This window comes from Nocardioides jiangxiensis, assembly GCF_030580915.1.
Lineage (GTDB): Bacteria > Actinomycetota > Actinomycetes > Propionibacteriales > Nocardioidaceae > Nocardioides > Nocardioides jiangxiensis.
Genome location: NZ_JAUQTA010000001.1, coordinates 2,015,993 through 2,033,792, shown reverse-complemented (window position 1 = coordinate 2,033,792; position 17,800 = coordinate 2,015,993). Strand labels below are relative to the sequence as shown.

The 17,800-nt window shown below is 70.6% G+C and carries 19 protein-coding genes and 2 tRNA genes; 4 read left to right on the top strand and 17 right to left on the bottom strand.

Features of this window, described 5'->3' with window-relative positions; translation table 11 throughout:
- The first annotated feature begins 179 nt into the window (after window positions 1–179).
- The gene (locus Q5722_RS09875; protein ID WP_305028042.1) at window positions 180–956 is read left to right on the top strand and encodes a LamG domain-containing protein; all 777 of its coding nucleotides are present in this window, start codon (window positions 180–182) and stop codon (window positions 954–956) included.
- A gap of 66 nt (window positions 957–1,022) precedes the next feature.
- Here the strand turns inward: Q5722_RS09875 and Q5722_RS09870 are convergent, their stop codons facing one another.
- The 9 genes from Q5722_RS09870 to Q5722_RS09830 form a co-directional block, all read right to left on the bottom strand.
- On the bottom strand, window positions 1,023–1,454 hold the full coding sequence (locus tag Q5722_RS09870; protein ID WP_305028041.1) for a PaaI family thioesterase: 432 nt from the start codon (window positions 1,452–1,454) through the stop codon (window positions 1,023–1,025).
- 1 nt (window position 1,455) lies between these two features.
- Entirely contained in the window at window positions 1,456–2,271 is an 816-nt protein-coding gene (trmB, locus tag Q5722_RS09865) for a tRNA (guanosine(46)-N7)-methyltransferase TrmB (protein ID WP_305028040.1), read from the bottom strand.
- Between the two features lie 116 nt (window positions 2,272–2,387).
- Window positions 2,388–3,581 carry an elongation factor Tu gene (gene tuf / locus Q5722_RS09860; RefSeq protein ID WP_305028039.1) on the bottom strand — a complete coding sequence of 398 codons (1,194 nt, stop codon included), beginning with the start codon at window positions 3,579–3,581 and terminating at the stop codon, window positions 2,388–2,390.
- A gap of 67 nt (window positions 3,582–3,648) precedes the next feature.
- Window positions 3,649–5,763, bottom strand: a complete 2,115-nt coding sequence (fusA, locus tag Q5722_RS09855) for an elongation factor G (protein ID WP_305028038.1) — start codon at window positions 5,761–5,763, stop codon at window positions 3,649–3,651.
- Window positions 5,764–5,837: 74 nt separating this feature from the next.
- Window positions 5,838–6,308, bottom strand: coding sequence for a 30S ribosomal protein S7 (gene rpsG, locus Q5722_RS09850; protein ID WP_305028037.1), 471 nt, complete (start codon window positions 6,306–6,308; stop codon window positions 5,838–5,840).
- 1 nt (window position 6,309) lies between these two features.
- A complete protein-coding gene (rpsL, locus tag Q5722_RS09845; RefSeq protein ID WP_107700762.1) occupies window positions 6,310–6,681 on the bottom strand; it encodes a 30S ribosomal protein S12 in 372 nt (123 codons plus the stop codon).
- A 162-nt stretch (window positions 6,682–6,843) separates the two neighbouring features.
- Window positions 6,844–8,127, bottom strand: coding sequence for an MFS transporter (locus tag Q5722_RS09840; protein ID WP_305028036.1), 1,284 nt, complete (start codon window positions 8,125–8,127; stop codon window positions 6,844–6,846).
- Window positions 8,124–8,573, bottom strand: coding sequence for a MarR family winged helix-turn-helix transcriptional regulator (locus tag Q5722_RS09835; protein WP_305028035.1), 450 nt, complete (start codon window positions 8,571–8,573; stop codon window positions 8,124–8,126). The genes Q5722_RS09840 and Q5722_RS09835 overlap by 4 nt, the downstream gene beginning before the upstream one ends.
- 100 nt (window positions 8,574–8,673) lie before the next feature.
- Window positions 8,674–10,113: an NCS2 family permease gene (locus Q5722_RS09830; RefSeq protein ID WP_305028034.1), complete on the bottom strand. Its 1,440-nt coding sequence runs from the start codon at window positions 10,111–10,113 to the stop codon at window positions 8,674–8,676.
- A 76-nt stretch (window positions 10,114–10,189) separates the two neighbouring features.
- Here Q5722_RS09830 and Q5722_RS09825 point away from each other — a divergent pair, with 76 nt between their 5' ends.
- A complete protein-coding gene (locus Q5722_RS09825) occupies window positions 10,190–10,459 on the top strand; it encodes a DUF2530 domain-containing protein (RefSeq protein WP_305028033.1) in 270 nt (89 codons plus the stop codon).
- Between the two features lie 27 nt (window positions 10,460–10,486).
- On the opposite strand, the gene Q5722_RS09820 is transcribed toward Q5722_RS09825, so the two are convergent.
- Complete coding sequence (locus Q5722_RS09820) at window positions 10,487–11,272, bottom strand: DUF3027 domain-containing protein (protein WP_305028032.1); 786 nt, start codon at window positions 11,270–11,272, stop codon at window positions 10,487–10,489.
- Between the two features lie 71 nt (window positions 11,273–11,343).
- Here Q5722_RS09820 and Q5722_RS09815 point away from each other — a divergent pair, with 71 nt between their 5' ends.
- Both Q5722_RS09815 and Q5722_RS09810 read left to right on the top strand, forming a co-directional pair.
- Window positions 11,344–12,723 carry an MFS transporter gene (locus Q5722_RS09815; RefSeq protein WP_305028031.1) on the top strand — a complete coding sequence of 460 codons (1,380 nt, stop codon included), beginning with the start codon at window positions 11,344–11,346 and terminating at the stop codon, window positions 12,721–12,723.
- A 19-nt stretch (window positions 12,724–12,742) separates the two neighbouring features.
- Window positions 12,743–13,195, top strand: a complete 453-nt coding sequence (locus tag Q5722_RS09810) for a DUF4190 domain-containing protein (protein WP_305028030.1) — start codon at window positions 12,743–12,745, stop codon at window positions 13,193–13,195.
- Between the two features lie 18 nt (window positions 13,196–13,213).
- On the opposite strand, the gene Q5722_RS09805 is transcribed toward Q5722_RS09810, so the two are convergent.
- The 7 genes from Q5722_RS09805 to Q5722_RS09775 form a co-directional block, all read right to left on the bottom strand.
- Window positions 13,214–14,242, bottom strand: a complete 1,029-nt coding sequence (locus Q5722_RS09805) for a UDP-N-acetylmuramate dehydrogenase (protein ID WP_305028029.1) — start codon at window positions 14,240–14,242, stop codon at window positions 13,214–13,216.
- A gap of 90 nt (window positions 14,243–14,332) precedes the next feature.
- Window positions 14,333–14,503, bottom strand: a complete 171-nt coding sequence (gene rpmG / locus Q5722_RS09800; RefSeq protein WP_107700766.1) for a 50S ribosomal protein L33 — start codon at window positions 14,501–14,503, stop codon at window positions 14,333–14,335.
- 36 nt (window positions 14,504–14,539) lie between these two features.
- Window positions 14,540–14,616: transfer RNA gene (locus Q5722_RS09795), tRNA-Met, on the bottom strand.
- Between the two features lie 44 nt (window positions 14,617–14,660).
- A tRNA-Thr gene (locus Q5722_RS09790) sits at window positions 14,661–14,732 on the bottom strand.
- Window positions 14,733–14,828: 96 nt separating this feature from the next.
- Entirely contained in the window at window positions 14,829–15,464 is a 636-nt protein-coding gene (locus Q5722_RS09785) for a class III extradiol ring-cleavage dioxygenase family protein (RefSeq protein ID WP_305028028.1), read from the bottom strand.
- Complete coding sequence (folP, locus tag Q5722_RS09780) at window positions 15,461–16,321, bottom strand: dihydropteroate synthase (protein ID WP_305028027.1); 861 nt, start codon at window positions 16,319–16,321, stop codon at window positions 15,461–15,463. Before folP ends, Q5722_RS09785 begins: the two co-directional genes overlap by 4 nt.
- A gap of 57 nt (window positions 16,322–16,378) precedes the next feature.
- Window positions 16,379–17,767, bottom strand: a complete 1,389-nt coding sequence (locus Q5722_RS09775) for an amidase (protein ID WP_305028026.1) — start codon at window positions 17,765–17,767, stop codon at window positions 16,379–16,381.
- Window positions 17,768–17,800: the final 33 nt, after the last annotated feature.

The following is a 17,800-nucleotide window of genomic DNA, read 5'->3' as shown; positions in this document are numbered from 1 at the left end:
CACCGACTCGTCACAGGAGGAGCGATTCAGTAGTCAAGATGTGTGTCGCACCCCGGCAACCCGCCGGAGCAACCGGGCTATCTTGTCAGAGTTCCGGCGGCGCTCCAAATCGCTAGCGCACTCTCCCCCGACGTGCGGGGATATGGGGTTTGCATGGAGTGTCGCTTACGGTGCTGGACATGTTTGTTCACCGAGCAGTTCGCCGACTCGCCATCGTGGCGGCCGCACTGACGCTTCTCGCGCCACTGCAGCCCGCCGACGCAACGATCTGGGGCCCGGTCAACGCCCAGACCGAGTACAACTGGGGCAAGCCGATCTGGCAGGACGACTTCGTCGGCCCGGTCAAGAGCGTCTGGGGTCGCTCCAACACGACCCTGATCCGCAACCAGAACGGCATGCTGACGCTCAACACCGGCCGCAAGGGCTCGGTCACGGCGACGCTCCACCGCCCGGGGGCGACGACCGGACGGTGGGAGATCCGCCTCCGCTCGAAGCGCTACAGCACCAGCGCGACGAACTACACCGTGCGGACCGAGCTGATCCCGGCCGGCGACCGTGAGCAGCACTGCGGCGCCCGCAACATCGTGTTCGAGGGCTACAAGCTGGGCTCCCACACCGCCAACCTCAAGATCCGCAACCTGCCGGACCTGGAGTACACGGCGACGACCACGCGGCCGAACCTCGGCACCGACGTCTGGAACGTCTTCGCCGTCGAGGTGACCAGCAGCCGGATCACCTGGTACGTCAACGCCAAGGCGATCCGCACCGAGAAGCGACCCGCGGCCCTCTCCGGCGTTCCGTTCACCGTGCGCTTCCGCATGGCGGCCGTCCCCGGCAAGACGATGAACCAGAGCCGCATGCAGATGGACTGGCTGCGCCAGTACTCCCTCAACGGCGGCCGTGCCCCCGAGGCCGTGCCGGGCACGAACCTCGGGACCTACGCCAACGCCTGCTGACCACTGCGTACGACGACGGCCCGCTTCCCTCCCGGGAGGCGGGCCGTCGCTGTGTCGAGGACGGGTTCAGGCCTGCGTCGCCTGGGAGGGGATGGCGTAGGAGCCGGTGACGTGCGCGACCCGGGTCTTCGGGTCCGCCGCGGAGAACAGCCCGATGTCCATGACCGCCAGCCGGCGGCCCTTCTTGAGCAGGCGGACCTCGGCCAGGATGTCCCCCGGCTCACCGCGGGTGAGGAAGCTGATGCTCAGGTTCGCCGTCACCGCAGCAACCACCGGCCCGTAGTGGGCCATCACCGCGACCCACATCGCGAGGTCGGCCGCCGTGAACAGCGACGGGCCGGAGAGCGTGCCACCGGGACGCAGCATGCGCTGCTGGAACGGAAGGCGCACGACCAGACGACCCGGTTCGATCTCCTCGATGACGAACGGCGGCTCGTCGCGACCGGTGGCCAGGCGGATCACCTCGCCGATCTCCGCAGCGTCCATCACCAGGTCCACGTCAGGCCTCCGGTCGGGTGTAGCGGTAGGTCAGGTCGTCCGAGCCCCGGCCCTCGGCGAGGCCACGGCGCTCGAACTTCGTCACCGGGCGAGCCTCCCACCGCTCCCCCACCCCTCCTTCGAGGGTCGGCTCGGTCGCGAAGACCTCGAGCATGTGCTCGGTGTAGTCGGGCCAGTCCGTGGCCAGCCTCCACCGGCCGCCGGGGACCAGCCGCGATGCAGCCGTGCCGACGAAGGGCTGGTTGACCAGGCGGCGCTTGTGGTGGCGGGCCTTGTGCCACGGGTCCGGGAAGAGCGTCCACAGCTCGGTGATCGACCCGGGCGCGAAGAGCTCGGTGATCGACCAGGCGGCATCAACGGTGCACAGGCGCACGTTGGTCGACCCGGCCTCGTCGAGACGGCTCAGCGTGTCGGCCACGCCTGGCAGCCAGACCTCGAAGGCGACGATGTTGGCCTCGGGGTGGGCAGCGGCGTACTGCGCCACGTGCTCGCCGTTGCCCGAGCCGATCTCGACGTACAGCGGCGCCTCGCGACCGAACCAGTCGGCGTTGACGTCGATGGGTACGTCGATGTCGGTCACCCGGTCGGGCCCGATCACCCAGTCACCGGCGAGCCGCTCCCACGCGTCTGCCTGCTTCGCGGTGAACCGGCTGCCGCGCCGCGAGTAGGACAGCACGCCGCGCATCGGGCGGCCGTCCTCGCTGAGCTCGACACCGGGACGTGCCTCGGGCGAGGCGTTGCGACTGCGGGCGAGCTTCCCCTTGGTGTCGAAGGAGGCCGGCTTGTCGGCGGGGGCGGCAGGCGAGACGTCGTTCATGGCGCGCCGAGTCTAGGCGGGTGGCCGCCCGGGCCAGAAATGGCGAGGACCCCCGGCCTCCTTGCGGAGACCGGGGGTCCTCGGTGCTTCAGGTCGCGGGCGTGAACCCGCTCGGATCACTTGGTGATCTTGGTGACCCGGCCGGCGCCGACGGTGCGGCCACCCTCACGGATCGCGAAGCGGAGGCCCTCGTCCATGGCGATGGGCTGGATGAGCTCGACGGCCATCTCGGTGTTGTCACCCGGCATGACCATCTCGGTGCCCTCGGGGAGCGTCACAACGCCGGTCACGTCAGTCGTACGGAAGTAGAACTGCGGACGGTAGTTGTTGAAGAACGGCGTGTGGCGGCCGCCCTCCTCCTTCGAGAGGATGTAGACCGAGGCCTCGAAGTTGGTGTGCGGGGTCGTGGTGCCCGGCTTGATGACAACCATGCCGCGCTCGACGTCCTCGCGCTTCGTGCCACGGAGCAGGAGGCCGACGTTCTCGCCAGCCTGGCCCTCGTCGAGGAGCTTGCGGAACATCTCGACGCCGGTGACGGTCGACTTCTGCGAGGTCTCGCGGATGCCGACGATCTCGACCTCCTCGCCGACCTTGACGATGCCGCGCTCGATACGACCGGTGATGACGGTGCCACGACCGGTGATCGTGAAGACGTCCTCGACCGGCATGAGGAACGGCTTGTCCGTCTCACGCTCGGGCTGCGGGATGTACTCGTCGACGGCCTTCATGAGCTCGAGGACGGACTCGCCCCACTTGGCGTCGCCGTTGAGGGCCGGGAAGGCCGCAACGCGCACGACCGGGATGTCGTCGCCCGGGAACTCGTACTCGGAGAGGAGCTCGCGCACCTCCATCTCGACGAGCTCGATGAGCTCCTCGTCGTCGACCATGTCGCACTTGTTGAGCGCGACGACGAGCGCCGGAACGCCGACCTGGCGGGCCAGGAGGACGTGCTCGCGGGTCTGCGGCATCGGGCCGTCGGTGGCGGCGACCACGAGGATCGCGCCGTCCATCTGGGCCGCACCGGTGATCATGTTCTTGATGTAGTCCGCGTGACCCGGGCAGTCAACGTGCGCGTAGTGACGCGCGTCGGTCTGGTACTCGACGTGCGCGATCGAGATCGTGATACCGCGCTGGCGCTCCTCCGGAGCCTTGTCGATCTCGTCGAACGGCGTGAACGGGTTCAGGTCCGGGTACGCGTCGTGCAGCACCTTGGTGATCGCCGCGGTAAGGGTCGTCTTACCGTGGTCGATGTGACCGATCGTGCCGATGTTGACGTGCGGCTTCGTCCGCTCGAACTTCGCCTTAGCCACTGGGGCTCCTCCTGGGTGTGTTTGTTACTTGACTCGTTGAATGGTGCAGTGCCGAAGTACCGGGCGATTACTCGCCGCGGACCTTCTTGATGATCTCGTCGGCGACGTTCGTGGGAACCTCGGCGTACGAGTCGAACTCCATCGAGTACGAGGCCTGACCCGAGGTCTTCGACCGAAGGTCACCAACGTACCCGAACATCTCGGACAGCGGCACAAGGGCGGACACGACGAGGTCGCCGTGACGGTCCTCCTGCGCGCGGATCTGGCCACGGCGGGAGTTGATGTCGCCGATCACGGTACCGAGGTAGTCCTCGGGGGTCGTGACCTCGACGGCGAACATCGGCTCCAGCAGGACCGGCTTGGCCATGCGGGCGGCCTCCTTGAAGGCCTGGGCGCCGGCGATCTTGAACGCGAGCTCCGAGGAGTCGACGTCGTGGTAGGCACCATCGGTCAGGGTGACCTTGATGTCCACCATCGGGTAGCCGGCCAGGATGCCGAACTGCATCGCGTCCTGGGCACCGGCGTCGACCGACGGGATGTACTCGCGCGGAACGCGACCACCGGTGACGGTGTTCACGAACTCGTAGCCGGCACCGAGGCCCGTCTCCGGGTTGATGTTCGGCTCGACGTCGATGAGCACCTTGGCGAACTGACCCGTACCACCGGTCTGCTTCTTGTGCGTGTACGAGTGGCCGCGGACGGTGCCACGGATGGTCTCGCGGTACGCGACCTGCGGCTTGCCGACGGTCGCCTCGACCTTGAACTCGCGCTTCATGCGGTCGACGAGGATGTCGAGGTGGAGCTCGCCCATGCCGGCGATGATGGTCTGGCCGGTCTCCTCGTCGGTCTTGACGACGAAGGTCGGGTCCTCCTCGGAGAGGCGCTGGATGGCGACACCCAGCTTCTCCTGGTCGGACTTCGTCTTCGGCTCGATCGCGACCTCGATGACCGGGGCCGGGAACGTCATCGATTCGAGGACGACCGGGTTGGACGGGTCGGACAGCGTGTGGCCGGTCTTGGTCTCCTTGAGACCCATGACGGCGACGATCTGACCGGCGCCGACGGCGGCGATCTCCTCACGCTTGTTGGCGTGCATCTGGTAGACCTTGCCGATGCGCTCCTTCTTGCCGTTGGAGGCGTTGAGCACGGTCGAACCAGCCTCGAGGCGACCCGAGTAGACGCGCACGAAGATGAGCTTGCCGAGGTGCGGGTCGGTGGCGATCTTGAACGCCAGCGCGGCGAGCGGCTCGGAGTCAGCCGGCTTGCGGAGGACCTCGACCTCCTCGTCCTTCGGCGAGTGACCGACGATGGCCTCGACGTCGACGGGCGACGGGAGGTAGTCGATGACCGCGTCGAGCAGCGGCTGGACGCCCTTGTTCTTGAACGCGGTGCCGGTGAGGACCGGGTTCAGGTTGCCGGCCAGGGTCGCGCGACGGATGGCGGCCTTCAGGGTGGGAACGTCGAAGACGTCGCCCTCCTCGAGGTAGACCTCCATGGTCTGGTCGTCGCCCTCGGCGAGCGTCTCGACGAGCTTCTCGCGGTACTCGGCGGCCTTGTCGGCCAGGTCCGCGGGGATCTCCTCGACGACGTAGTCCTCGCCCTGCTTGGTCTCGCCACGCCACACCTTGGCGTTCATCTCGACCAGGTCGACGACACCGATGAAGTCGCCCTCGGCACCGATCGGGAGCTGCAGCACGAGCGGGGTCGCGTTGAGCTTCGAGACGATCGTGTCGACGACGCGGTAGAAGTCGGCACCCGTGCGGTCGAGCTTGTTGACGAAGCACATGCGGGGGACGTTGTACTTGTTCGCCTGGCGCCACACGGTCATGGACTGGGGCTCGACACCGGCGACGCCGTCGAAGACGGCGACAGCGCCGTCGAGGACGCGGAGCGAACGCTCCACCTCGACCGTGAAGTCGACGTGACCGGGGGTGTCGATGATGTTGATCTGGTGGTTCTTCCACCAGCAGGTCGTCGCGGCCGACGTGATCGTGATGCCGCGCTCCTGCTCCTGCTCCATCCAGTCCATCGTGGCCGCGCCCTCGTGGACCTCACCGATCTTGTAGGAGATACCGGTGTAGAAGAGGATGCGCTCGGTGGTGGTGGTCTTACCGGCATCGATGTGCGCCATGATGCCGATGTTGCGGACGATGCTGAGGTCCGTGGTGATGTCAACAGCCACTTTTGTTCGCGTTCCTTAGGAAGTGTTGGAAACGGTGGAGGCGGGACGCACCCGAGGGTACGCCCCGCCGTCGATCACCAGCGGTAGTGCGCGAAGGCCTTGTTGGACTCGGCCATCTTGTGGGTGTCCTCACGCTTCTTCACAGCGGCGCCCAGGCCGTTGCTCGCGTCGAGGATCTCGTTCATGAGGCGCTCGGCCATCGTCTTCTCGCGACGGTCGCGCGAGTAGCCGACGAGCCAGCGCAGCGCGAGCGTGGTGCCACGCGTGCCCTTGACCTCGATCGGGACCTGGTAGGTCGCACCGCCGACGCGGCGGGACTTGACCTCGATGGCCGGCTTCACGTTGTCGAGCGCGCGCTTCAGCGTGACGACCGGGTCGGTGCCGGTCTTCTCGCGGCAGCCCTCGAGGGCGGTGTAGACGATGCGCTGCGCGGTGGCCTTCTTGCCGTCGAGCAGGACCTTGGAGACGAGCTGCGTCACGACGGGCGAGCCGTAGACCGGGTCGTTGACGATCGGACGCTTCGGAGCGGGACCCTTACGAGGCATGTCACTTCTCCTTCTTCGCGCCGTAGCGCGAACGGGCCTGCTTGCGGTTCTTCACGCCCTGCGTGTCGAGCGAGCCGCGGATGATCTTGTAGCGGACACCGGGGAGGTCCTTCACACGACCGCCACGGACGAGCACGATCGAGTGCTCCTGGAGGTTGTGGCCGACACCCGGGATGTAGGCCGTGACCTCGACACCCGACGACAGGCGCACACGGGCGACCTTGCGGAGGGCGGAGTTCGGCTTCTTCGGGGTGGTCGTGTAGACGCGCGTGCAGACGCCACGGCGCTGCGGCGAACCCTTCAGGGCAGGCGTCTTGGTCTTCGACACCTTGTCCTGGCGGCCCTTGCGGACCAGCTGCTGAATAGTGGGCACCGGTTGGTTCCCTTTCTTGTTCTTCCATCACACCCGGACGCTCTGCCCGGGTGGGCAATGAGGGAACTCCCGTCGAAACGGTGGTGCCCTGGCCGCCCGTTTCCGGGCAGGCGGATCGGTCTGGACATGCCAGACACGAGGAGTGAGCCTACGCGTCCCCGTCTACGAGGGCAAAACGGCTTCGGCCCGCTCGGACTGCGGGAGCGCGGCGGCGCCCCGGACGTTCATCCGCCGACCACGCGGGCGACCCAGGAGGAGGTGCGCGACGAGCGCACCGAGGGCCGTCACGCCGCCACCGAGCCACAGGGTCCAGCGGGGCCCGAAGGCCTCCCCGACCCAGCCGATCAGCGGCGACCCGAACGGCGTACCGCCCATGAAGACGGTGAGGTAGAGCGCCATGACCCGCCCCCGCATGCCGGCCTCCGTGGTGACCTGGAGGTAGCCGTTGGCGGCGGTGATCATGGTCAGCGCCGAGAAGCCGAGGAGCGGTGCGGCCAGCGCGAAGAGGAGGTACGACGGCGCGGAGCCCGCTGCGACCTCAAGGACGCCGAAGACGATGGCGCCGGCGACGATCAGCCGCGGCCGGGGGGTCTCGCGCCGCGCGGCGACGAGGGCACCGGTCAGGCTGCCGAGCGCCAGTACCGAGCCGAGGAGGCCGTACTCCCCCGGGCCCCGGCCGAACACGTTGGTGGCCATGAGCGCCGAGGTGAGCTGGAAGTTGAGGCCGAAGGTGCCGGCCACGAACACGATCGCGAGCACGACCACCAGGTCGCGGCGACCGCGGACGTAGCGGACCGCCTCCCGCAGGGCGCCGGGGCCGCGCCCCGCCGGCTTCGCGGGGACGAGGTGCTCCTCGTCGAGGCGGGCCAGGCTCCAGACCGGCGCGGCGTAGGTCGCGGCGTTCAGCAGGATCACCCAGCCGGTCGCCTCCGCTCCACCGCCGAGCCAGGCGATGAGGAGGCCGGCCAGGCCCGGGCCGACCAGGCGCGCGGCGTTGAAGCTGGCCGAGTTGAGGCCGACCGCGTTCGGGAGGTCCTCGGGGAGGACGAGCTCGGAGACGAACGACTGCCGCGCCGGGGCGTCGAACGCCGACCCCACGCCGAGCAGGAGGGCCAGCACGTAGACGTGCCAGGTCTCCACGTGGCCCGAGACCGCGAGGAGGCCGAGCACGAGCGCCGGGGCGGCCATCGCGACGTTGGTGACCTGGAGCAGGCGGCGCTTCGGCACGCGGTCGGCCACCACGCCCGCGAACGGCATGACGAGCAGGAACGGCAGGAACTGCAGGCCGGTGGTGACGCCGATCGCGGTGCCGCTGCCGCCGGAGACGGCGAGCACGAGCCAGTCCTGCGCCACGCGCTGCATCCAGGTGCCGGTGTTGGAGACGACGCCGCCGGCGGCGTACCGCCGGTAGTTGGGGTTCGACAGGGCTCTGAAGGTGGGACTCACGTAGTGGCGATCCTCTCCAGCAGGGGCACTGCCCGACGCAGCACCTCCCGCTCGTCCGGGGTCAGCTCGGTCAGCCGCCGCGCCAGCCAGGCGTCCCGGCGGCTGCGCTCCTCCTCGACGACCGCACGGCCGTGGTCGCTGAGCTCGACCACGACGAGCCTGCCGTCGGCCTCGTCCTTGCGGCGCACGGCGTAGCCGCCGTCGACCAGGCAGCCGACCGTCCTCGTCATGGACGGCGGTCGGACGTGGTCGAGCTCCGCCAGCTGGCCGACGGTCTGCGAGCCGTGGCGCGCCAGCAGGCCCAGCACCGAGAAGGCGCCGAGGCCGAGGTCGACCCCCGGGTCGCGCTCGTTGCGGATGCGACGGCTCAGGCGTGCCACCGAGACTCGGAGGGCGGAGGCGAGGCCGGCGTCCGTGCGGGCGAGCTTCTCGAGAGAAGGAGTCATGTCATTAGCCTAAGTCATTACCTTGGCTAACTATTCCGGCGGACGACGCGACGAGGCCGCCCCGCCGGGCGGCGGGGCGGCCTCTGCTGTCTCGCGTGGCTCAGGTGAGCCAGTCGGTGACCGGCCCGATCGCGAAGTAGACGACGAACAGCACGGCGATGACCGCCATCAGCGGATGCACCTCGCGCGCCTTGCCGTGCGCGAGCTTGAGCACCACCCAGGCCAGGAAGCCTGCGCCGATGCCGGCACTGATCGAGTAGGTGAACGGCATCAGCACGATCGTGAGGAACGCCGGGATCGCGATCTCCACGTCGTCCCAGTCGATCCCGGTGACCTGCTGCATCATCAGGAAGCCCACCAGCACCAGCGCCGGCACGGCCGCCTCGTTGGGGATCACGCCGACCAGCGGCGCGAAGAAGGCCGCGAAGAGGAACAGCACACCGGTCACGACGCTGGCCAGGCCCGTCCGGGCGCCCTCGGCGACGCCGGACGCCGACTCGATGTAGGAGGTGTTGCTCGAGACGCCCGCAGCACCACCGGCTGCGGCGGCGATGGAGTCGACCACGAGGATGCGGCGCATCGCCGGCGGGTTCCCCTCGTCGTCGAGCAGCCCGGCCTCGGCACCGATCGCCGTCATCGTGCCCATCGTGTCGAAGAAGTCGGCGAGCATCAGCGTGAAGACGAAGAGGACGACGGTGACCACGCCGGCGTTCTGCCACGAGCCGAGCAGGTTGAAGTGGCCGACAAGCTTCAGGTCCGGCATGCCGACGACGTCCTTGGGCCAGGCGGGGACGTTGAGGTTCCAGCCGGTCGGGTGGTCGACGACGGAGCCCGCGTGCACGAGCTTCTCCACGAGGATCGCGACGAGCGTCGTGGCCGTGATGGAGATCAGGATCGCCCCGCGGACCTTGCGCGCGTAGAGGACCAGCAGGAGCACCAGGCCGACCACGAAGACGAGGACGGGCCAGCCGCGCAGCTGGCCGGCGACACCGAGCTCGACGGGCACCGGACCGGTCGTGTGGCGACGGACGAAGCCCGCGTCGACCAGGCCGATGAGCGCGATGAAGAGGCCGATGCCGACCGAGATGGCCACCTTGAGCTGCGCCGGGACGGCACGGAAGACCGCCTCCCGGAAGCCGGTCAGCACGAGCACCAGGATCACCAGGCCCTCGATGACCACCAGCCCCATGGCGTCGGCCCATGTCATCTTGCTGGCGATGGAGAAGGTCACGAAGGCGTTGAGCCCCAGACCTGTCGCGAGCGCGAGGGGGTAGTTGGCGACCACGCCCATCAACAGGGTCAGGACGCCGGCGGCGACGGCGGTCGCCGCTGCGATCGCCGCGAAGTCACCGCCCGCGAGCAGGTGCCCGTCGATGTCACGGCCCTGGAGCAGGATGATCGGGTTGAGCACGATGATGTAGGCCATCGTCAGGAAGGTGACGATGCCGCCACGGACCTCCTGCCCGAGGGTGGATCCGCGCCTGGTGATCTGGAAGTACGAGTCGAGCGTCACGCGCGGCAGTCTGGCAGATGGCTGCATCGTGCAGGTTCCGGTCGCGTGTCGGGACGGAAAACGGGACGCCGACGGCGCGGGGTGATGGCCTACTGTTGCGGTCGTGGATCCCCTCGACGAGCAGCCGACCGTGCACGAGATCGGCAACCGGACCTACCTCGTCGCCGACGTCGAGCCGCTCGACCTCGACGGCGTACGCACGGTCGAGGTCGGCACCGCCCTGTGGCTGGTCGCCTTCCTGGCGCTGCTGCCCTTCTACGGTCGGCTCGAGGAGAGCGGCCGGCTGTGGTGGCTCTGGGCGTGCATGGCCGGCTTCGGCCTCGGGCTCTTCGGCATCGAGATCTGCCGCAAGCGCCGCAGCCGGCGCGGCTGACCGACGTCCGCGCTCAGCGCACCGCGGTCAGAGGGACTCGAGCTCGTCCGGGGTGAGCGTGTCGTGCGCGTGGTCCGCCGGGGGCAGCGGCTGCTGCTTCCGGGACAGCTGCGCCTCGGAGTGGGCACCACAGCCGTGGCCGAACGCGACGACACGGCCGTCGTCGTTGGCGTTGCCGTTGGCACACACGCCGAACGTCTCCGCGAGGTGGCCCGAGAGGCGCATCAGGAAACCGCACGAGTAGCACTTCGCCGGCGCGGACTGCGCGAGCGGGACGTCGGGGCCGCCGTCGCCGTCGTACCAGCGCTGGGCGGCGAGGTCGATGCCCTCGGGCGACAGGGCGCGGACGCGACCCAGGCCGAGATCCTTGGCCACCTGGCGGATCTGCGCCTTGGCGTCGGCATCCAGCGGGTCGTCGCCGAAGGAGTACGTCGGGACGAGGCGCGGGTCGTCCTCCTCGACGGGCAGGAGGTCGCCCGGCGACAGGTCGCCCGGGCGGATGCGGTCCTTGTACGGAACCCACTCGGGAGCGACGATCGCGTCCTCGCCCGGGAGCAGCACGACCTCGTCGACCGTGACCTTGTCGCTGCCGACGGCACGCGCGACGGTGACCGACCAGGTCCAGCCGACGTAGCCGGCGCGCAGGCACGTGAAGTAGTGCGTGACGACGTGCTCGTCCTCGGCGACCGCACCGGTCGCCGCGCCCACGTCTGCGCTGTCGACCTGCTCGAGCAGGACCTCGCGCGCGAGGTCGACGGCGCCCAGCAGGACGGGGTCGCCCGGGGCGGTGGTCGATGCGGTGAGTGGGGTCACGAGGTGGATTGTCCACCATCGGGGCCCGGATTGTCGCACCGGGTGTCGGAGCGGTGAGCAAGGATGGGGCCATGAACGGCGAGCTGCCCCGACGCACGGCCCGCGGCGTACGCCGGGCCGCCGGGTCCGCAGCCCGCGGCACGGCCCGCGCGGGTCGGGCCACCTACGCCGTGGCGCAGCGCGCGGCCACCGCCGAGGGCGCGGGCCAGACCGGGATGTCGCGCCTGATCGCCCTCCACGCCTCCAACGCCGCCGGCGACGCCGCCGTGGCGATCTCCCTGGCCGGCACCCTCTTCTTCCAGGTGCCGACCGGCGAGGCCCGCGGCCAGGTCGCCCTCTTCCTCGGCCTGACGATGCTGCCGTTCGCCGTGCTCGCCCCGCTGATCGGCCCGTTCCTCGACCGCGTCGGCCACGGCCGGCGCTGGGCGATCGGCGCCACCATGGCGGTGCGCGCCTTCCTCTGCTGGACCCTCGCCAGCGCCGTCGCGACCGGGTCCCACTGGCTCTTCCCGGCCGCTCTCGGCGTCCTCGTCGCCTCGAAGGCCTACGGGGTCACCAAGGCTGCTGCAGCGCCGCGACTGGTGCCCCACGGCGTACCCCTGGTGAAGGCCAACGCGCGGGTCTCGCTCGCCGGGGTGATCGGCGCTGCCGCGTCCGCCCCGCTCGCCGGCCTCGCCGCGCTGGCCGGCCCCGCGTGGTGCCTGCGCTACGCGTTCGCTGTCTTCGTGGTCGCCACGATCCTGGCGATCCGCTTGCCGTCCCGCGTCGACTCGGCCGCCGGCGAGGTGCGCCTCGAGCTCCTGCCGGGGCACGCGTCGCCTGCCGCCGACTCCCCCGGGGGAGCCGCCGCCGAGCCGGGCACTGCCCCGAGGAGCCTGCGCATCCCGCCGGCGGTCTCGTTCGCGCTCCGTGCCAACTGCGGCCCTCGGTGGCTCTCGGGCTTCCTCACCATGTTCATGGCCTTCCTGCTGCGCGAGCACCCCGTCGACGGGTGGCACTCGAGCACCGCCCTGCTGATCGGTCTGGTCATCGGCGCTGCCGGCTTCGGCAACACGCTCGGCATCGCGCTGGCCTCCCTGGTCCGCCGGCTCAAGCCAGCACTCACGGTCGTCATCGCCTTGCTCGGCGCCACCGCGATGACCCTCGTGGCTGCGCTCTTCTACGGCCTCCTCCCGCTCCTGGCACTGGGTCTCACGGCGGGCCTGGCCCAGTCGCTGGCGAAGCTCTCGCTCGACTCCACCATCCAGCGCGACGTCCCCGAGCGGGTGCAGGCGAGCGCGTTCGCCCGCTCCGACACGCTCCTGCAGCTGGCCTGGGTGGTCGGCGGCGGCATCGGCATCGTGATGCCGCTCCAGCCGCGCCTGGGCCTTGGCGTCGCGGTCGCCGTCCTGGTCGCGTGGACCGTGACCGTGCTCGTCACCAACCCCAACCGGCCCTCACGCCGCGCCTGAGCGTGTTTGGATTGCCCGCATGAGCACGCCCCCGTACCCCGGCTCGCCGGACAGCCCCGAGCCGACCGCGCCCCTGCCGCCGACGCACCACCCCTACGGTGCCGTTCCCCCGCAGCAGCCGGGCGTGCCGCCCCTGCCGCCCCAGGCCCCGTACTACGGGCAGCAGCAGTGGCTCCCGGCCCCGCCCAACGACGGCGGCGCTATCGCGGCGTTCGTGCTCGGCATCATCGGCATCGTGGGCATGTGCGGCTACGGCTTCAGCCTGCTGCTGTCACCGGTCGCGCTCGTCCTCGGCCGCACGTCGATGAAGCGGATCGACAGCTCCCAGGGACAGGTCGCTGGCCGAGGGTTCGCGCAGGCCGGCTTCATCATGGGCATCATCGGCACGGTGCTGCTGGTCCTCGGCGTCATCGCTGCTGCGGTCTTCTTCGCCGCCCTGTTCTCGACCGACTGCTTCGGCGACGGGTGCTGACCCTCGCCGGCGCGCGCCCTAGAGGGCGCAGCCGACGCAGACCGGCTCGTTGACCAGGCGTACGCCGAACCTGGCCTCGACGCCGGCCTGCACCTCGCGGGCGAGGTCCAGCAGGTCGGCGGTCGTCGCGCCCCCGCGGTTGGTGAGGGCGAGCGTGTGCTTCGTGGACAGGCTCACCCGGCCGCCGCGCTGGTCGGCTCCGTAGCCCTTGCCGAAGCCGGCGTGGTCGATGAGCCAGGCGGCACTCGACTTCACCGTGCCGTCCGGCTGCGGGAAGCGCGGCGCGTCGGCGGGCAGCGCCGCCGCCTGCTCCTCGGTGAGGAAGGGGTTGGTGAAGAACGACCCGGCGCTCCAGGTGTCGTGGTCGACCGCGTCGAGCACCATGCCCTTGCCGGCACGGAGGCCGAGGACAGTCTCGCGCACCGCCGCGAGCGGCGCGCGCTCCCCCGGCTCGACGCCGAGCGTGCGTGCCAGCTCGGCGTACTTCACCGGGGCGCTCTCCTCACCCACCGCGAGCCGGAAGGTCACGTCCAGCACGACGTGGCGGTCCGGGTCGGCCTTGAACCGGCTGTGGCGGTAGCCGAAGGAGCACTCCTCGCCGGCGAAGGTCCGCTCCCCCTTGAGGACGCGGTCCCACACCCGGACCGCAAGGATCGTCTCGGAGACCTCCTGGCCGTAGGCGCCGACGTTCTGGATGGGGGTCGAACCCACGGCGCCCGGGATGCCGGACAGCGCCTCGACGCCGACCCAGCCGTTGGCGACGGTGTGCTCGACGAAGTCGTCCCACCCCTCACCCGCGGCCGCGGTGACCTCGACGCCGCCGTCCACCTCGCGCGAGGTGACGCCGGTCGTCGCGACCTTCACGACCAGGCCGGGGAACCCCTCGTCGGCGACGACGAGGTTGCTGCCGCCGGCCACCAGCAGCACGGGCGTGCCGGCCGCGTCAGCGTGCGTGACCGCCTCGACCAGCTCGGCATCCGTCGTGGCTTCGACGTACGACGCGGCAGGGCCGCCCAGGCGGAGGGTGGTGAGGTCTCGGAGCAGCACGGGACGACCCTAGTCGCTGCGCCGGAAATGCAGCGAAGGCCGCCACCCGGGGGTGACGGCCTTCGGAAACCTGCGGGGGAACCGCTGTGATCAGCGGGTTTCCTTGTGCGCGGTGTGCTTGCGGCAACGCGGGCAGAACTTGTTCAGCTCGATGCGGTCGGGGTCGTTGCGGCGGTTCTTCTTGGTGATGTAGTTGCGCTCCTTGCAGTCCACGCAGGCAAGCGTGATCTTCGGGCGAACGTCGCTGCTCTTGCTGGCCACTGGAGGATCCTTTTGGTCTGGGTGTTGCTGTCTCGCTGGTAGCGGGGGCGGGGATCGAACCCGCGACCTCACGATTATGAGTCGTGCGCTCTAACCACCTGAGCTACCCCGCCACGGAGGGGAATCCCGCCGCGGGTGCGGCGGGCCTCCCTCTCAGAGCCCCCTGTCCGGATTGAACGGACGACCCCTTCCTTACCATGGAAGTGCTCTACCACTGAGCTAAGGGGGCAACGAGGGAGAACATTACAGACCCCCGACCGGCGCGCAAAATCGGGTCCGGTTGATGCGCCTCACACCACCGGTTCGGACGATGGCGAGCGCCACGTCAGGCCCGCCAGAGCGCGACGACGTAGGTCAGGCCGAAGGGGTCGCTGCGGTGCCGCAGCACCGCTCGGGACGCATGCGGCAGGAGCTTCGCGGCGGCCGGCCAGCTGTGGCGTCCGGTGACCATGAGCGCGGCGGCGACCTCCTCGTCGTACGCCGTCAGGGCGGCGCCATCGCCGGCCTGCAACGCGGCCGCGAGGGCGTCGTCGAACGGGAACGACCGCTCGTCGATGTGGCCGGGCGCTCCCTGCGAGCGTGCTGCAGCACCGTCGCCGAGGACGACGAGGGCCGTGCGCGGTCCGGCGGGCGCGGCGGCCGCGACGCCGTCGGTGCACTCGACGAAGCTCGCCGGCAGCCCGATGGCGGCGAGCTCCAGCAGGTGCCTCCCGACCTGGGTGGAGAGCGCCTCCGGCGCACCGTGGACGGGGCGCGCGCGCGACGGGTCGTGCCAGTCCCCCGGCGCCTCCCGCCCCCCGACAGGGCACAGGACGACGACCTGCTCCGCGCCGTCGCAGGCCTCGCGGACCGCGGCGACGGAGGCATCGCGCAGCTCCGCGGCCGGGTCGGCCCGGCCCGCGAGGTGCCGGAAGACGAGCGGGGTCATCGGCACGAACGCCGCCGCGACGACGCCGGTCATGCCAGCGCCCTCGTCGTGCGCGCGGGCGGTCGGATGCCGCGGATGGAGGAGACCATGTCGAGCACCTGCCGGGTCTCGACGACCTCGTGGACGCGATAGACCCGGGCACCGTGCCACGCGCTCACCGCGGTGGCGGCGAGGGTGCCCGTGAGCCGCTGGTCGGTCGGCAGGTCGAGGGTCTCCCCCACGAAGTCCTTGTTGGAGAGCGACACGAGCACGGGCCAGCCGGTCGCCGTCATCTCGTCCAGGCGGCGGGTGACCTCGAGCGAGTGCCAGGTGGTCTTCTCGAAGTCGTGGGCGGGGTCGATCAGCAGCGACTCGCGCGCGACACCGGCAGCCAGCGCCCGGTTGGCCAGGGCGACGGTGTCGTCGATGGCGGCACGGACCACGTCGGCGTACGAGACCCGGTGCGGTGGCTGGCGCGGCGTCGCCCCGTTGGTGTGCGTGCAGACGTACGCCGCGTCGTGGCGCGCGGCGACCTCGATCAGCTGCGGGTCGTAGCCGCCCCACGCGTCGTTGAGCAGGTCGGCCCCCGCCCGGCACACGGCGTCGCCGACCTCGTGGCGCCAGGTGTCGACGGAGATCACGACGTCCGGGAGCTCCTCGCGCACCCGGGCGACGAAGCCGACCGTGCGGCGCAGCTCCTCGTCGAGGTCCACCACCTCGCCGGGACCGGCCTTCACCCCTCCGATGTCCACGATCTCCGCCCCCTGCTCCACGACCTGCCGGACGCGGTCGAGGGCGGCGTCCTCGGCATAGGTCGCGCCCTTGTCGTAGAAGGAGTCGCGGGTGCGGTTGACGATCGCCATCACGAGGAGGCGGTCGTCGGCGAAGGTGTGGCGACCGAGCTTGAGCACGAGCCCCAACCTAGCGGCCGGCCACAGCCCGACCGGGACGCGCGCAGGCCGGGCCGGTCAGTCCTGGATCCGGGCGAACGGCTGGGCCTGCTCCAGCTCGTAGGCGAGGCCGAGGAGCCGGGCCTCCTGTCCGCTGCCGGCGGAGAAGAGCATGCCCGCAGGCAGGCCGGCCGCGGTCTGCGCGAGCGGGAGCGAGATCGACGGGTCGCCGGTGGCGTTCTGCAGGGGCGTGAAGGCGACCCAGTCCATCAGGCGCTCGACCACCGTCTCGAAGGGCTGCGTCGGGTCGAGGTGGCCGATGCGCGGGGTCTCGTGGGCCACGGTCGGCGTGAGGACGACGTCGTACTGCTGGAAGAGCGCGGCGGAGGCACGCTGCGACCGGGCGAGCCGGGCCATGGCGAGCGGCAGCCTCGGCAGGCTGCGCTGGCCGTGGCGGGCGAGGCCGTGCGTCAGGTTGTCGTAGCGGCTCACGTCGGCGTCCCTGCCGAACTGGAGCCTCGACCCCCGGACGATCGCGGTCGCCAGGATGGACCAGTAGAGCAGGAAGTCGTCGGCGAAGGAGTCCGGCACCGGGTGGTCGATCTCCTCGACCCGGTGGCCGAGGCCCTCGAGGAGGGCAGCCGTCTTCAGGGTCAGCTCGCGCATCTCCGGGGACGCCTCGCGGCCCACGGACGTGGTCACGACGGCGACCTTCAGCCGCTCGTCCGACGGTCCCGTCACGTCGCCGACCGGGCGGAGCCTGCGCGCGGGCGCATGGCGCTCCATCTCCCGCAGGAACGCCGCGGTGTCGCGGACCGAGCGGGTGACGACGCCGTCGGAGACGATCCGCACGGGCATGTGGCGCATCATCGCGTCCTGCGGCGTGCGGTTGCGGGTCGGCTTGAGGCCGACCAGGCCACAGCTCGCGGCCGGGATCCGGATCGAGCCACCGCCGTCGTTGGCGTGCGCCAGCGGGAGGGCACCGGCCGCGACGAACGCCGCGGAGCCACTGCTGCTCGCGCCCGCGGTGTGCGCGGTGCTCCACGGGTTGCGGACCGGGCCGAGGCGCGGGTGCTCACAGGAGGCACTGAAGCCGAACTCGGAGAGACGCGACTTGCCGATCGGGTGCAGCCCGATGGCCCGCAGGGCGCGCGCCCAGTCGCCGTCGGCCTTCTTCGGCACCGCCGGGAAGGCGTCGGTGCCGTGGCGCGTGGGCATGCCGGCGACGTCGACGTTGTCCTTGGCCAGCATCGGCAGCCCGGCGAAGAAGCCCCCGCTCCCCCGCGCCGGCACGTCGTACGCCGCGTGGGCGAGGCCACCGAGGTCGGGGTCCACCGCCCCGATGCGGGCGCCGACCGCCGCGCTCAGCTCCTGCGGGCTCACCGCCCTCGTGCGGAGCAGGTCGACCAGGCCGACCGCGTCGTGGTCGGCCAGGACGTCATCGGTGAATGCGTGCACGCGAGCCATGGCCCGACCCTAGCCACCCGCGCGGACACATAT